The sequence below is a fragment of the Pantoea sp. SJZ147 genome, from assembly GCF_007828605.1.
Classification (GTDB): domain Bacteria; phylum Pseudomonadota; class Gammaproteobacteria; order Enterobacterales; family Enterobacteriaceae; genus Pantoea; species Pantoea allii.
Map to the genome: position 1 here is coordinate 173,957 of NZ_VIVB01000008.1, position 15,691 is coordinate 189,647.

General features: G+C 49.4%; 11 protein-coding genes. 3 read left to right on the forward strand and 8 right to left on the reverse strand.

The features are described from left to right. The first annotated feature begins 22 nt into the window (after positions 1–22). On the forward strand, positions 23–1,453 hold the full coding sequence (locus FBY13_RS13470) for a 6-phospho-beta-glucosidase (protein WP_096011646.1): 1,431 nt from the start codon (positions 23–25) through the stop codon (positions 1,451–1,453). Positions 1,454–1,568: 115 nt separating this feature from the next. On the opposite strand, the gene FBY13_RS13475 is transcribed toward FBY13_RS13470, so the two are convergent. Next, positions 1,569–3,335 carry a sensor domain-containing phosphodiesterase gene (locus FBY13_RS13475; RefSeq protein ID WP_145394398.1) on the reverse strand — a complete coding sequence of 589 codons (1,767 nt, stop codon included), beginning with the start codon at positions 3,333–3,335 and terminating at the stop codon, positions 1,569–1,571. An 838-nt stretch (positions 3,336–4,173) separates the two neighbouring features. Between FBY13_RS13475 and FBY13_RS13480 the strand changes: the two genes are divergently transcribed. After that, positions 4,174–4,413 carry a hypothetical protein gene (locus FBY13_RS13480; protein ID WP_096011648.1) on the forward strand — a complete coding sequence of 80 codons (240 nt, stop codon included), beginning with the start codon at positions 4,174–4,176 and terminating at the stop codon, positions 4,411–4,413. Positions 4,414–4,691: 278 nt separating this feature from the next. On the opposite strand, the gene FBY13_RS13485 is transcribed toward FBY13_RS13480, so the two are convergent. Then, the gene (locus FBY13_RS13485) at positions 4,692–5,462 is read right to left on the reverse strand and encodes a DeoR/GlpR family DNA-binding transcription regulator (protein WP_145394399.1); all 771 of its coding nucleotides are present in this window, start codon (positions 5,460–5,462) and stop codon (positions 4,692–4,694) included. Positions 5,463–5,984: 522 nt separating this feature from the next. Next, the gene (locus FBY13_RS13490; protein ID WP_096011649.1) at positions 5,985–7,178 is read right to left on the reverse strand and encodes a diguanylate phosphodiesterase; all 1,194 of its coding nucleotides are present in this window, start codon (positions 7,176–7,178) and stop codon (positions 5,985–5,987) included. A 692-nt stretch (positions 7,179–7,870) separates the two neighbouring features. On the opposite strand from FBY13_RS13490, the gene FBY13_RS13495 reads away from it, so the two are divergent. After that, complete coding sequence (locus FBY13_RS13495) at positions 7,871–9,646, forward strand: EAL domain-containing protein (protein WP_145394400.1); 1,776 nt, start codon at positions 7,871–7,873, stop codon at positions 9,644–9,646. Between the two features lie 62 nt (positions 9,647–9,708). Here the strand turns inward: FBY13_RS13495 and FBY13_RS13500 are convergent, their stop codons facing one another. The 5 genes from FBY13_RS13500 to FBY13_RS13520 all read right to left on the reverse strand — a co-directional run bounded on the left by FBY13_RS13500 (position 9,709) and on the right by FBY13_RS13520 (position 15,389). Continuing rightward, positions 9,709–10,380: a hypothetical protein gene (locus tag FBY13_RS13500; protein ID WP_063877094.1), complete on the reverse strand. Its 672-nt coding sequence runs from the start codon at positions 10,378–10,380 to the stop codon at positions 9,709–9,711. A gap of 261 nt (positions 10,381–10,641) precedes the next feature. After that, positions 10,642–11,154: a GrpB family protein gene (locus FBY13_RS13505; RefSeq protein ID WP_145394401.1), complete on the reverse strand. Its 513-nt coding sequence runs from the start codon at positions 11,152–11,154 to the stop codon at positions 10,642–10,644. Between the two features lie 15 nt (positions 11,155–11,169). Next, entirely contained in the window at positions 11,170–12,042 is an 873-nt protein-coding gene (gene rluF / locus FBY13_RS13510; RefSeq protein WP_063876980.1) for a 23S rRNA pseudouridine(2604) synthase RluF, read from the reverse strand. Between the two features lie 196 nt (positions 12,043–12,238). Next, on the reverse strand, positions 12,239–14,215 hold the full coding sequence (locus tag FBY13_RS13515; RefSeq protein ID WP_145394402.1) for an autotransporter outer membrane beta-barrel domain-containing protein: 1,977 nt from the start codon (positions 14,213–14,215) through the stop codon (positions 12,239–12,241). 295 nt (positions 14,216–14,510) lie between these two features. Then, positions 14,511–15,389, reverse strand: a complete 879-nt coding sequence (locus FBY13_RS13520) for a MurR/RpiR family transcriptional regulator (protein WP_145394403.1) — start codon at positions 15,387–15,389, stop codon at positions 14,511–14,513. Positions 15,390–15,691: the final 302 nt, after the last annotated feature.

Below are 15,691 nucleotides of genomic sequence, written 5' to 3' on the forward strand. Positions count from 1 at the left end.
TGACTGTGTTAAAGAGGATTTCATGTCTGAATCACGATTCCCGCAAGGATTTTTATGGGGCGGTGCCTTATCCGCAAATCAGTCAGAAGGCGCTTTTCTTGAAGGCGGGAAAGGATTAACCACCGTTGACATGCTCCCCATCGGGCCTGCACGTATGCCGGTCAAGCTGGGTCAGGAAAAACGTGACGCACTGCGGGACGATGAATTCTATCCCAGCCACACTGCGATCGATTTTTATCATCGTTATCGTGAAGACATCGCTTTAATGGCAGAAATGGGCTTTACGGTTTTTCGCACGTCGATTGCCTGGAGCCGTATTTTTCCGCGCGGCGATGAAGTCACGCCCAATGAAGAGGGGCTGGCTTTTTATCGTGACATGTTTACCGAATGTCGCAAGTACGGCATTGAACCCTTAGTGACGCTTTGCCATTTTGATGTACCTATGCATCTGGTTACGCAATACGGTTCGTGGCGCAATCGTAAAATGATCGATTTTTTTGCCCGTTATGCACGCAGTTGTTTTGAGGCGTTTGATGGTTTAGTGAAGTACTGGCTGACCTTTAATGAAATAAATATCATGCTGCACAGCCCTTTTTCGGGCGCAGGACTGGTATTTGAACCGGGTGAAAACAGTGAGCAGGTTAAATATCAGGCCGCTCACCATGAGCTGGTGGCAAGCGCGCGTGTGACAAAAATAGCTCATGAAATCAACCCGGATAATCAGATTGGCTGCATGCTGGCTGGCGGCAATTTTTATCCCTGGTCGAGCAAACCTGACGATGTCTGGGCGGCGCTGCAAAAAGATCGTGAGAATCTGTTTTTCATTGATATTCAGGCGCGGGGTGCCTATCCCGCCTACTCTGCTCGCCTTTTCCGCGAGAAAGGCATCCAGATTGAAATGGCAGAAGATGATGCTGATGTACTCATGAACACCGTCGATTTCGTGTCATTCAGTTACTATGCTTCCCGTTGTGCGTCCGCCGATATGAATGAGCAGAACAGCAGCGCGGCAAACGTGGTGAAATCCCTTACGAATCCGCATATTCAGCGTAGTGAATGGGGCTGGGGCATCGATCCGCTTGGACTCCGCATCACCATGAACATGATGTACGACCGTTACCAGAAACCGCTTTTCCTGGTGGAGAATGGCCTGGGCGCACGCGATGAGGTCAATGATGAGGGCGAAATTATTGATGATTATCGCATCAGCTATTTGCGTGAGCACATTCGTGCGATGGGAGAGGCGATAGGTGATGGGATACCCGTAATCGGCTACACCACGTGGGGCTGTATTGACCTGATTGCCGCCTCAACGGGTGAGATGAGTAAACGCTATGGGTTTGTGTATGTCGATCGTGACGATCGTGGACAAGGCACGCTGGCCCGGCGGCGAAAAAAATCCTTCTGGTGGTATAAAAAAGTGATTGCCAGTAACGGCAGCGATCTGGATTGACGGCACAACGCGCATTCACCTTATTGCTGCCCGAGTGCGCGTTGTGCAAAACGCCCTGTACTCAGCTTGACTGACCGTACTGAGAAGGCGACAGATACTGTCGCCTTTATCGCGTTTACTTCTGCAGTAACCAGTGTTCGATATCGCTGGCTGGAAGCGGTTTCGAAAAGAAGTAACCCTGGATTTGATCGCAGCCGTATTGCTTCAGCAAACTCAGTGTGGCTTCTGTTTCTACACCTTCTGCCAACACCGTATAGTCCAACTCCTTCAACATCTGGATAATGCTTCTGACGATAATTCTGGAGGCAGAATCGCTATCCATCCGACTGATTAAAGACATATCGACCTTAATCACATCTAACGGAATTTCCTGCAGGTAACTAATGTTGCTGTAGCCTGTACCGAAATCGTCCAGTGAGATAATAAACCCGTGGGCTTTAAGCGCTTCGAGTCCATTAATCGCCACATCGCTTTCCGTTATCAACTCATTTTCCAGACATTCCACGCCCATTAATGATGTTGGCAATTCTGCAGCCTGCATCTTACTGGCTAAACTGGAAGCAAACTCCGCTCTGGAAAAGTCACGTTCGCTGACGTTGACGGATACCGGGATTAATTCAAATTCTTTATTCCACTGCGTTAACTGAATGATGACGCGATCGATAACCCAGTCAGTCAGCACCGAAATCAGGTTGGTTTTTACGGCCAAGGGTATAAAGTCGACGGGAAACAGCTCGCCTCTTTCCGGATGGTGCCAGCGAATTAATGCCTCAAGCCCAACGGTTTTTCCCGTCTTTAAGCACACCTTTGGCTGATACGCGAGGTACAGGCCTTCGTCTTTTTTAAGCGCCTGGGCCAGATCGTTCATAATCAAGAAATCTTCCGTGCGCCGCGAATCGTATGCATGATCGAACGTCATAGCACCACCGTTCTGGTGAATACATTCGTGCAACGCACTGACCGCCTGACGGACAACTTCATTTGCATCAATATCGCGGGAAACAAACTCGGTCTCGCCTGCATAAACGTCGATATCAATGGTGATGTTATCCGCTAAATCTGCTTTAAGGTTGGTTAACACCTCAAGGGTACTTTGCGCGCTATAGCCGCCAAAATAAGGCTGGATTAATGCAAAGCGCCCCGGTGCAAATGAATAAAGCATGTCATCTGGCTGAAGCTGAAGACGAGCGCTGACCAGCCCGGCAATTTGCCTGAGTAAGTTTTCCACTGGCGCAATGCCAAAGGTACGTGATAACTCATATGCCTGGGGAATATCAATACAGTCGATAAGGATCATGCGAAAACGACGATCGGGATTGCTGACGGCCAGCTGTTGCATGTCGCGAATCAGGCGTGGCCGGTTCGGTAGATGCGTAATCAGATCGGTGAAACTGGCAAGATTCCATGCATCCAGAAAGGATGTCACCAGTCTTGCCAGCGACTTCAGTGTTTCCAACTGCTCATCACTAAACGTATGAGGCTGCGTATCGGTCACGCAAAGCGTCCCTAACACCAGCCCTTCCAGATTGGATAACGACACGCCCGCATAAAACCGGATGTGAGGTTCACCCTCAACTAAGGGATGAAAAGTGAATCGGCTGTCTTGCAATGTATCCTGTACAACGAGCTGCCCGTCGCCATCAATAACATGACGACACAAGGAAACTTCGCGTGCTGATTCTTTGAGGTTAAAGTTGCGGGAAACCTTAATATACTGATTTTTATCATCAATAATTGAAATAAAACTGCCTGAAATACCCAGCGCCTGCGCGGCAAGATGAACAAATTTTTCCAGCACCTCATCCCTGGTAATATCAGGTGACAAAAGTGCTTTAACCGCTTTAAGACGATTTTCGTCATTGCCACTTTGATTATCGTGCACAACAGCCTCCCCTTGTGCGGGTGCAAAAAACGCAGAAAAACAATTTAGCTTAAATTTAAATATTTAGCGCCATATTAACCGACAATTTATAGCAAACAGGGGCCATGTGCGACTGTATAACATGCGCGAAACTGTTTTCAGAAATTTTTAACATGATACCGTGCTGCCAGCATCGGGTTTGCCGTTTCTCTGAACAACAGGAGCGATTAATAACCCATAAAAGCGGTAATTAAATAATCGCGCAAATAATAACAATTGTTATTACTTTTATGGTTACCATCAATCACTTAAAGGCGCTTGCCGTTAATCCTGATGGCCTGAGAAATAATACCAGAATCCTTTTAATTCAAGTTGTTAATTCTGTGAAATTGATCTCTTTGGGTCGTGTTGCCCAATCTGTTACCGCGACATCTTCATTGCGTTGCTGAAGCCAAAATCGTCGCTCAGTGACAAGATCACAACGCGCAGTAAAGGATTAGTGAAGCCAACATCCATAACCGCGCCCCTGTGTGTGCATAGCTGCATAAATAATTTGCGGATGGAGCAAGGCCTGGCCGCTTAAGGCGGCTTTTCCATTGTGCGCGGAGGCGGTTGTCGATGCAGACTGTAGCAGCCCTTCTGTCATCGCCCCTCACTTTCCTTTAGATCTCTGTGTGAACAGACTTCGAAATCTTCCCTTCACGTAGTAAGCTACGCCCTTACAGCCAACATGGGCTATCTTCCCCTGACCGTTCTGCAACGACGAATACTCACGGGCGCCTGTTTGACCACGATTAACTGATTTAAACCCCCAGCGCCTCCTCAGGGTTGCTGGTCAGGGTTGTTCAGGAATGGAAGTATGCTTACCGAAGAACAGTTGAATGATATTGTCAGTCGCCCGGATGGGGTTTCACATCAGGTTGTGGCAATGGCAAAAGAGTTACTCGCGTACCGTGCCGCTTTTGCGCATCCTTACGCGGTCATAGAGCCTTTGGGAATGACCTATATTGGCGACGAAAATGCGGCGATGGTCTGGCATCCAAAACATGTTGAAGAAGGTGACACCTGTCTGTATCTGAAACCCCGTATCGAAGCCTAGTGGTGACACTGCGATGCTGATCGTTGCACCAATGCGCCAGAGTAGCCATGACAGATGGCTTATTTCAGGCTCAGAGAGAACATGCATCTTTCAGATTGCCCATTAATTTCACCATCACCATTCACGCCTTGCACTGTGCTGCCGTTCGCTTTTACAGACGAGGATTACCCCAGGGCGCGAAGGTTTCAGCGACATTCACGCAAGCGAACCGTCACTGCTTCAGGCTATCTCCACGAATACCTGTTGAGCGGGCTGCCTGATTAGCACAATGAGGCTGTTTATAACGGATCTGCGATGGTCAGCGTCGGCGTCAGCTTTGACTGCAGCGCTTGCCTGATCTCAACGTCCAGATTAGCATCGGTGACAATATCGGTGAGCTCGTTTAAATGCACCACATTGAAGAGTGACCATGCCCCATATTTTGAGCTGTCCGCCAGTAAAATCCGGCGATGAGCGTTCATTATCAGATCGTGTTTCAGTGCCGCTTTTTCTTCTGTCGGGGAAGTTACGCCTTTAGCGAGGTCCCAGCCATTGCCACTCAGAAACGCAATATCAGGATTAATATTGTTGAGCATTTTACGCCCGTGATCGCCAATACAGGACTGGCTGCTCTCATCAATGCGCCCACCGATTATTGTCACTTCGATTTGTTTGAACTCTGAGAGAAACAGGGCGATGTGTAAGTCATTGGTAATCACGCGCAACGGCATATGGGTAATTTGCCGGGCCAGTTCAAACATCGTGGTGCCCGCATCCAGAATGACAGCATCACCGGCTTTAACAAAGCTGGCCGCCACGCGCGCGATAGCATGTTTTTCCACCAGATTACGCGAGGACTTTTCCAGCGTGGTCGGCTGAGAAGGGATAAACCGATTCAGTGTCACACCGCCATGTGTTCGGCTGACAACACCTTCGTGATCGAGTTTAATCAGATCGCGTCTGATCGTTGCCGGTGAGGCACCCGTTACCGTAACAAGCTGCTCAACTGTGACCAGATTATTCCCTTTGAGGTAATTCATTATCGATTCTAAACGGCTGTTTTCTTTCATATTATAAATGCCCGATAAGGTTTTTATTTTCCGTAATGCCGCTATGATCGCAAACTGTGCTTTTTCTGTCCAGGCAATCTCGGAAAAGAGGATTGCGCCGACGCATTTGTAAGTGTGAATGGTTGTTATGGCACAACGGCTCATTCGAAAATGCGAAAGACGGCATTAAGTGCAGCGAAAAGAAAACATCCCGCTCTTTTCAGGAAAATTAATCCCGTAAATAATGTCGGTGCGCCTGGCTAATTTTATTTGCCGTTTAAAAATCCGGTATTTTCTCAGCTGTATGTCTTTTCATATAACGCTTATAACACACGAATAAAGACAGCTCTTTCGGTAAACAGGAGGGCGAACGTAATATCCAGAGCAGGTTTATCTGGGTATCAATGGGGAATGTATCGCATACAACATTGGGAGCATCCTGATTGAAGTCAAAGGGGAATAAGCGCAGCGATCCATGCTGCTGTTGATATATCGCAAAGCGTTTAATACCTGCGCTATTCGCCGCGAGGCGATAGGGCAACACTACATAGCATCACGATATTCAGGCCAGGCAACCGCATCTGCATGACCCGAACCTGCGGAGGCAAACAGACTGCCCTGGAAGTTGATAATGCCCGCCGCTTCAAGCCACATCCACTCCTCGGCCTTAACGATACCAGCTGCGATCACCGTGATCTCTAAGGCAGAACAGCATTTGATAATCGCCTGGACAACCGCCTGCTTAGGGCCGCTCCGATGAACATCCGTTGTAATACTGGAATCGATACGAATGCGATCGGGCTGGATGTGTGTCAGTAACGACAGGCCAGCCGATCCCGCACCAAAGTTATCGACGGACAAACTGATACCTGCGGCTTTGAGTTGCCTGACGGCAACGGAAAACGCTTCCAGCCTGGAGATGACTTCGGTTTCGCTCACGCCAAGCACCACCTGTTCCGGGACTAATCCGGCCGCATTGATTGTCGAGACAATCTTTGCAACCGCATCCGGTACCACCACCAGCGTCATGGGAAGCAGGCTGACATACAGGGTCATTTCATCCGGACAGGCCCTGCCGGCCATATCGAAAGCCTTGATCACCGCCTCAAGGTCAGCATCATGTAACGCTTGCTCGGAGCCGTTCTGGTCGGTGCCACGATGACGCGTATCCGTGATTGCCTCAATCGCTGTGACCTGTCTGGCAAGGGGATCGACCACCGGGCGGAAACTAATACCGGAGGAAGCGGGTTTTGCCGTACTCATCGCAGGACGATCGGGAATAAACTCCCAGTATTCGGATGGCAAAACCTCGTAATAGTTTTCTTTCTCACGCGCTTCGACAAAGGTACGCAGAAACTGCAACGCCCTGTCAGCGTAGGTCAGTTGGTACTTAGACGTGCCTTTATCGAGTACAGCCTGAAGCACGGTTGAACGATCGTGCTGGCGTAAATCAAACAGCTCCATACCGGCATTACCAAACCGACGGGATGGTGCGTAGTCACGCATCAATTCAACCACGTTGTGATGGCGGCGAGCGGCACAGATGCGCTGGTAAACGGCAAGCACGCCCTCTTCAGGGCCTTCCAGTAACTGGAAAAAATGGGTGCCATTAAAGAGCAAAATGCCGGTCACTTCATGGGAAGCATTGAATATGCTGGCATCGTCCACCATGTCAGGAAGCGTCTTAACGGGCACGTCATCTGAGATGTGGCTGCGATAAATAATTGTGGTCAGCAAAGGGCAGCTCCAACGTCATCGTGATTGAGGCTGTTAGCTTATCAGTTATTGTCCTGATATGCAGGTATCGGTTGGGAGATGAGCACGATAATTTACATTAATATGCAACAAAAATGATTCTCAAGTAAGACAACGCACAGGTTGGCCCTGTAAAAAGGTTATCACCTCAATGATTAATTTTATTTATTTAATGTCGCATTTCCCATTTCACGCATTCAGAGATAATGCTGCGGCTCAGGGCTGTTCATAACCCCCTGCCCGCTGTTAATCATGATTAATCCATTGTATTAACAGCTAATTTCACAAAAACCCAGAATGCGGCGATGTGGTACACTAACTTATGACGTTTACCCGGTTATTCTCACGCCCGATCATACATTAACAAAATCAAACTATAGAGTTAATTTAATTTAGCGCACAATATTAAGTGAACGCGGCCCTGTTTAATTAAATAACTGCAATGTTATTTAACCTTACTGGCCAGAAAAAACCTTTTAAAAATGACACTGACGCCAATGATAATTTTAATTTGCGTTAAGTGGGCAGGGATAAAAAAATAATTACGCCTTAACCCTTCCAAAGAAAAAATTAATTTAATTGCTTTTGCCTTTTATAATGATTGGGATTTATTTGCGCTATTTATCGTACACTCTTCTTTTGCAGTTTCATTGAGCAAACGGGCAGGAGCGGAAATGTCTACGGAATCTAGCGACAAGGAACATCACCGCACCAGTGCAACAAAAGCACTTAGTCTTTCCGATCGGGGCCGGGATGAGGTGCTGAAAAAATTCTTGCGTCTGGCCAGTCAACTGCTGGGTATCAATGGAAGTTACATTACTGTTCTGAACGATGACCAGCATATTGTTCGCGCCAACTATAATATTGAGCTGCAGGATACGTCACGCGAGCAAGCGCTGTGCCGATATGTTGTGGAAGGCGGCGCAACGGTCATTGTACCGGACACCACCTGCGATTCACGTTTTGCCCATCATCCACTGATCAGGCATGCACCTTTCATCCGCTTTTATGTAGGTACGCCGCTAAAAAACCGCAATGGCCAGATACTGGGCACGCTGTGTTTGACGGATACAGTGCCGCGCCCTTTCAATGACCAGCAAAAAAAAATAACAGAATCCCTGGCTGGGTTAATCATCGCTTTTCTTGATGCCTGGCACTCCGCGGCTTTCATCGAACCGGTTACCGGGTTAGCCAACCGCGAACGTCTTATTCGCGATATACAGCGCCTTGCGGCCCAAAAGGATAAATCGCTGCGCCGTCTGGTGTTGATTGATTGTATCGATATGTCACGCGCGTTTGAGTTATCACGATCGTTGGGCATGGCCGCGCTGGAGTCACTGCTGAAAGATGTCGCGACACTATTGCTGTTACGCCTTCGGCCAACTAATGGCTGCCAGTTTTACACTATCGCAACAGGACGTTTTGCTATTTTAACCCAGGCTGACAGCCCCGTGAGTGCAACCTGGGTGGCTGAGCGGCTGGGAGCAATCAGCGCTGATATGGGCGACGGTCTGACCATGGCGCTGACGACCTATACGGAGCAAACTGATTTTATTGCCAGCGATGCGCCGCCTTATGAAGTCCTCCGACGGGCAGTCAATGCGCTGGAGTACATCAGCGGACAGACATTATCGCAGGTTCGTTTTGATGAAATCAGCGACATAAGCTGTGCGACTGATGTCACCTTGATGAGCGACCTGGCAGAAGCCTTACGGCACAATCACGGCTTATTCTTGGTTTTTCAGCCCAAAGTCTGTATTAAAAGTGGTAACCCCGTTGGTCTTGAAGCACAGGTGCGTTGGCATCATCCGTTACGCGGTGAGCTGTTAGCAGATCACTTTGTCGCTCTGGCTAAAGGAACGGAACTTGATACGCAACTGACAACCTGGCAGGTCGACAGCGCCATTTCCCGTCTTAAACGTTTACGACATCATCCTGTCCAGTTGCCAATAACAATCAGTATTAATGAGCGAGATATTGCTGACAGCACGTTTGCAGAAAAACTGGCTGAAAAAATGCTCAAGGCCGCCCTTCCCACATCAATGCTTATCATCAACATATTGAAAACCGAGCATATGATTGACAGTCCAACCGCTATGCTCGGACTGGAAATGCTCAGGCTTTCAGGCTTCAGCATGTCATGGGAAGATACGGCTAAGGGCTACAGCAAAATACGTTACCTACGACAGAGCCCGCCTGAAGTCATAAAACTTGATAACGTACTGGCAAAAGAACTTAATGCCAGGATCACGTCACGTCTGATTGCCCACAGCATCTTTACTACCTTAAAAGCGCTCAATACCCTCGTGCTGGCCGATGGAAAAGATTACCCGTCATCGGTTTCTGCGCCTTTAGAAGACCGTGACGATGTTGCACGTGAGTATTTTAATATAAAGCCAATGGCTGAGACGGAGCTTGATACCTGGCTTAAATGGAAGCTGCCTGGCTGAGATCCTGGATAATGACGTTTTAACCAGAGCAGGTTTCTGCCCACTCCGCGCTCACCGTTTTTTTATTTCCTGGCCAGGTAACGTTTACTGTCACGAGCCTGAATACGCGCGGCCGTTGGCGAAGGGAAAATATAATTAAACAGGTCACGATACAGGCCCAGATGTTTAATCACGCCTTCACGAATGTTTTTGGTGATGTCATTGACCAAAAAGTCGCTCGTGGTATTGAAACTTCCCATTTTAAAAAAGGCTTTATCAAAAACGGTAATAGTACCTTCCCATTTCATATGATATTCATCTCGGGCGACATCATGGGTGGCAATAAACAGGCCTTTATGTGTTTTTACACCGTGGTTACCCACATACGTCACCTGTGAATCGTAGCCACGCTTGTTGCGCCAACGGCAAAATTCATAAGGCACATCATAATGCGGCAAAATAAAATCGGGACAGCGAAAATTCTCATCACTCAATAAGCCGTCCAGCGTGACGGAAAAATGCAAAAAATCCTGCATGAAATCGAACTGTCGGGTTTTAGTTAATTCAACGTTGATGGTGAAATGACCTGAGTGCACATACCAGTAATTAGTAAATCCATTCACGAGAATACAAAATACCTGCCAGTCACTGAGCCGTCGATCCCCGGCTAATCCTCTGAAACGGCTGATCATCAACCTTGATTTCGGGTTCTGATACGCCTTAAGCAACGGATCATTCATACCTTTCAGTAACATCAGGCCCACTCCTTTGTTATTTGGCTTATCCTGCCATGCCGTTTTCATCCTGAAAAGGTGGCGTCCTCTGATTGTGCGGCGTTAAGCACGGCTTCAGTAATACTTTAATCACTCGCGCGCTTCTTCACCCCATCCTGTCCGTTGTTTTTGTATGAGGCCAGGGATTTCAGGCGCGCTTATTTTCTGAGCAGGCAAGCACACGCAGGGCTGAAACGGTTGTCGGGCGTCAGCGGATATAGCGTTAAAATTTGAGCGGATAAATCAGAATGGGAATATGGCTAATGCCCGTTGCTGATGACAGGCAATAAAATCATGTTTCAATTGAACGTAAATCTTGATGTCGCCCTGACAGGCAAGTTGTGCAGCGCGTTTAACCGCCGCATATTCATCCCGTACCTTTGGAGAGTGACGTAAATAATCCCGAAAGGCGAGATGCCGCCTGATATCGGGGCTGCCAGAGATAAAAGCATGAATGTGGTGGGTCCGCGCCTCCGCACCTTTCGTGAAATAGCGTCTCCCCGGCATCCCGTTTTCTCCGCGCGATTGGTAGCCCATCTGTATTAGCGCCTCAGCGGTCGGGGAGTCATGATTTAACACTTCTGTCAACATATCGATGACGGGTTTTGCCGCTAAGCCTTCCACAGCTGTACTGCCAATGTGATGGATAGCCACAAGCGTGTCGCCCAGCGCCGCCGCAACAGCGGCAGCTTCAGTTAAAAAGTGATCTGCCCATTCAGGCCGGTATTCACTGATAATTAGCGGGCGTGGACGCATTGACAGGTACCTGTGTTAACGCCCTTTTTTCTTACGGCCAGGCTGGTTGAAACGCTTGCGCGACGCAGATTTATCCTCGGTCTTATCACCCTGCTTAGGTGCACTTTTCATCGGCTTTTTCGCCGCCGGACTTTTTTGTGATGTTTTCTTCGCTGGTTTTTCATCCGAGGATGAGTTTTCCAGTAATTTGAACAGCTCGACTAATTCATCATCCGTCAGATCGCGCCATTCACCCAAGGGAATGCCCTTGAGATTGACGTTCATGATGCGCGTGCGTTCAAGCTTCGTCACTTCATAGCCAAAGTGTTTGCACATGCGACGGATTTGCCGGTTAAGCCCCTGAACCAGCGTAATACGAAACACATAAGGCGCTTCTTTCTTTACTTTGCATTTTTTGGTCACCGTTCCCAACATAGGAACGCCTGCCGCCATGCCCGCAATAAACTCATCAGTAACAGGTTTATCGACAGTAACCACATATTCCTTTTCGTGGTTATTGCCGGCACGTAAAATTTTATTGACCAGGTCGCCGTGGTTGGTCAGAAAAATTAAGCCCTGGGAATCTTTATCAAGACGACCAATAGGAAACACGCGTTTGCTGTGATTAACAAAGTCACTGATATTATCGCGCTCACCCTCTTCCATGGTGGTAATAATCCCGGTGGGCTTGTTCAGTGCAATCAGCACTAAATCATCTTCATCACGTGGCTCAATTAACTGACCATTCACTTTTACGACATCGCCGGCAAAAACCTGGGCACCCACCGCCGCCCGTTTGCCATTGATGAAAACGTTACCCTGTTCGATAAAGCGATCGGCATCACGACGAGAGCATATTCCGCTCTCACTGATGTATTTATTGAGCCGTGTAGATGAATTGGTCAGCATGGTTCCTCCAAAAACGCGAACTATACCTTACCAAAACACGCTTGCGAAGCGGGTGGCGTCAAACTTTCTGTGCCACCTGCCCTGTCACACCGGAAGTCATCATTGCACGCCATGATGTCATTGCAACGGATGAATTGATCCGGCTCAGTCTGATAAGTAAGACTGAAATGTCTCGCGTCCCTGCGAATCACTCACCCTAAAAGCGTGCGCTCAGACCCAGGTTCCATGTGACTTCATGATAATCACTGGCACCCGCCACCGTCGATACGGCGGCATAAGCGGTTACCGTATCGCCGAAGGGTACGTTCGCGCCAACAGCCATATCCACCCAGTCTTTATCCTGGCCTGCACGGGTACGTCGGAAGGCTGTACGGGTCGATTTTAAACCTGCACTCACTGAGGAGTCAGTATCTCCAAACTGATGGTTATAACTTACCTGCGCCCATGGATTGATCCATAAGCCTTTGGTGTCGACACGCCAACCTGCTGCGCCAACTTGTGAGTGCCGGGTTTGCCCGGAGAACCGCATCGCACTGCTGCTGTCGCCGAGCTCCTGGTAACCGTCCGCCTTAACATAGTCCAGCGCATAGCTGGCAACGGGCCCGGTGGTGACCACATCGCCTAACGGTAAATCCCAGCCCGTTTGCAGCCGCATCCCCATGAGTTTTCCTGCGCTGCTTCCCTGTTCTGTGCGGGTAGCGGGCCCGAGTTTAATCTGACGTTCTATCCCGTCATAATCCAGATCCGCATAGTGGACATCGGCGTTCACCCACAGCTGATCCAGTAGCTGAAGCTGGCTCCAGAGCGCGACCATGTTGCCACGAAGCCGGTAATCATAGCGATCAGAGGGCTGCTGCCGTTGACTGGCGGTCGACAGCAATGCCCCCGCCTGCCAGTTATCGGTGAGCTGATAACCGATGCCAACAGACAGATTAGCGGTATCGGTGTCGCCATCGTTAAAAACATCATCTTTGTTGCGGGCGTGCTGACCGGCATAACCGCCAAACACCGTGAACTGACCTGCTTCTGAAGCTTGCTTGCGCTGTTGCTGTAAATGACCATCCAGTGTGTTGTGCATATCATGCAGCATGGCCAGGGGTGCCTGGGTCAGCACAGCCACCTGGGCGGGCGCATCCAGAATCGACTGGATATAGTCAGCGATAATGGCATGTACGGCAGGACTGGGATGAAGACGATCGGCAAACAGATAATTTTGCTGGGATGAAAAACCCGCCGTTGCTGAGGTGCAGTTTACGGAAGAGGTGCCGGGTGGACAGGCCATGCCTGCCGTATTACTCAGCCCGTACAGGGCGGGATTTTGGATGACTTCACTGAAGAGTCCATTGATATCCACCCGAACAATGTTTCCCTGGGTGGTTGCCAGTGCGTTTTCTTCAAGCTGGTTATACCGCGCGGTCAGTGCTGCCGCCTGACCGCTCAGCTGCTGCCATGCTGCAAATAACTGTTGCGCAATCAGGTCGCGAACAGCTGGCACACTTGAAAGTTGCGCGGCGGCCTGATTAAACGCAGCCTGAATGGCCTGCTGTCGCGCTGCATTATCAGGCGTGGCTGCCGCGTCCAGAGACTGAAACGCAGCAGTCACGGCAGCGGAACTGAACGGCTGAAGAATCGCCTCTATTAATGCGGGTGTCGCCCCCACATTGGGTACCGTCGGCACAATCACGGTGCCCGCGCCAGCGTCAAGTAGCGCCTTGACCTGGCTGGCTGCCGCGCCTGCACTGTTATCTACAATCGATGTGGCCAATGGCGGAAGGGCAACCGCCGCCGCCAGATCGTTGCCGCCTATCCAGTGAATATACAAGCCATTGGGATCGGCCCGACCATTGGTAGAAGCCAGATAACGGGCAACCTGATCCTGAGTATTAAATTGTGGATTAAGGGCAGGCACAGCAACGGCGCCTCCTGCTGCGTAATTGCTACCGCCAGCGGAAGAGGGTTGCAATGTCAGCCCTGCTTCGCGAGCGATAATTTCATCATAAAGCAGATTATTTGCGGAATTATACGTAAACCGGCCGACGTTTCCTGTATCGCTCAGGCTGTCACCAAATACGGTAAGACTGTCCCATGCCATTACCGGCAGCGGGGTTATCAGGGCACTCATGGTGGCAAGGGCCACTAGCGACACAGGAAACCATGCACGATCTTTCTTCATGATTAGCTCCGTTCAGGGACGTAACAAGGATGGATAAATCGAAGAACAGCAAATAATGTTACGGCAGAGTAATAGCCGTTGATTGAAGAACGCTCCAGGCGAAAGCAGGCGTGCGCTCGCAAAAACAGAAATTTTTTTTAAAATTCCGAAAAATGCCAGCCCCCTGCTCATCGCTGATGCCGGGATACGTTCAAAAATGCGCCTTAACGGTTGAGGGCGACTGTTCAGCCCTGGGCCGTGGCAACGCGGGATTTGCCAGATTATCGTCCAGCTTTGTTACACCAAAACGGATGCGCTATTTCTTAGCCGCAGGCTTAAGCCCTCTGTAGAGATCCTGCAGACGTTTCATCGTTTTCACTGTGCGGTCTGGCAGGGAAGAGGCAACCGATAAAATCATCATCTCCAGGCAAACCATGACGGTGCCATGTAGTGGGATGCGGCCATTTTCTCCCCCGCGCGGAACGTGGATCACCACGTCAGCTTCCCGGGCAAAAAACGAGTCGGTGGCATTGGTGAGTAAAATAACAGGAATGCTGAGCCTTTTGGCTTCGCGTATCACCGTACTGCCCTCACGATGCGCTGACTTCTGCGCCATCATCACCACTACATCGCCCCGTTGCAAAGCCAACATTTGCTCCGCCAACGCAATGCCCGCACGATTAAGTGAAAACGCCGGTAAGCCAATGCGGTTTAACATCCGGGCGCTGTAATCAGCGAGGATGCCTGAGGCATTGATCCCAAAAATGGCAACCTGACGGGCTTCGATCATTAATGAAGTCGCCTCAGCCAGCGCCTGACGGTTGTGCTCAGAAGATAAAACGTGGCACGCATGAAGATGTCCCTGCAAAACAAAGTCTATTGACGAGGAGACATCACGCGTCACGTTATTCACCGTGGTGATCATCTTCTCTTCAGAAGACATGCCAGGCCCGAACCAGGCCTGCAGCACTTTTTTGAGATCGCGCAAACCTGAAAAACCCAGCGCCTGGATGGCACGGATAACGGTGGCGTCAGACGTATGGTTAGCAGTAGCAATTTCCATTGCCGTACTGTCAATCACCGTTTCCCGGTTGTCATTTATATAATGTGCGACCACCAGAAGGCGTGGAGAGAGTTGTTGCTCACGTGAACGTAAACGCTCACCCAATATGTCAACGCGGCTTTTAGTTTGTATTCCGATGATCGTCCGCCTTTTTTAAATAGCAAAAACACTGCGACATACCCTTTTCGTTTTCCCGGTTAACTAAGCACAGGTGAGAAAATCCCCTTGCCTGAGGCTCAGTAAAGCTTTTAAGGACCCGGTTTTCTCTTTCGCTTTCCACTGATAGTAAACCTGCAAACTGTAGTCAGAAAGCCAGTAATGCGGAAAGCAGCCGTCTGCTTACCACCCATCGCCTGCCGAAATCCGTTTTGGAAAAGGGATAATCACCTTTAATTTCATTAAGTAATAAGCAAAAACCAGCCAGGATAAAGCAT

Bases quoted from the DNA above. Each gene is read 5' to 3' on its own strand.
- FBY13_RS13470 (WP_096011646.1), top strand. From the start codon at position 23: ATGTCTGAATCACGATTCCCGCAAGGATTTTTATGGGGCGGTGCCTTA.
- FBY13_RS13495 (WP_145394400.1), top strand. From the start codon at position 7,871: ATGTCTACGGAATCTAGCGACAAGGAACATCACCGCACCAGTGCAACA.
- FBY13_RS13480 (WP_096011648.1), top strand. From the start codon at position 4,174: ATGCTTACCGAAGAACAGTTGAATGATATTGTCAGTCGCCCGGATGGG.
- FBY13_RS13500 (WP_063877094.1), bottom strand. From the start codon at position 10,380: ATGTTACTGAAAGGTATGAATGATCCGTTGCTTAAGGCGTATCAGAAC.
- rluF (WP_063876980.1), bottom strand. From the start codon at position 12,042: ATGCTGACCAATTCATCTACACGGCTCAATAAATACATCAGTGAGAGC.
- FBY13_RS13515 (WP_145394402.1), bottom strand. From the start codon at position 14,215: ATGAAGAAAGATCGTGCATGGTTTCCTGTGTCGCTAGTGGCCCTTGCC.
- FBY13_RS13505 (WP_145394401.1), bottom strand. From the start codon at position 11,154: ATGCGTCCACGCCCGCTAATTATCAGTGAATACCGGCCTGAATGGGCA.
- FBY13_RS13485 (WP_145394399.1), bottom strand. From the start codon at position 5,462: ATGAAAGAAAACAGCCGTTTAGAATCGATAATGAATTACCTCAAAGGG.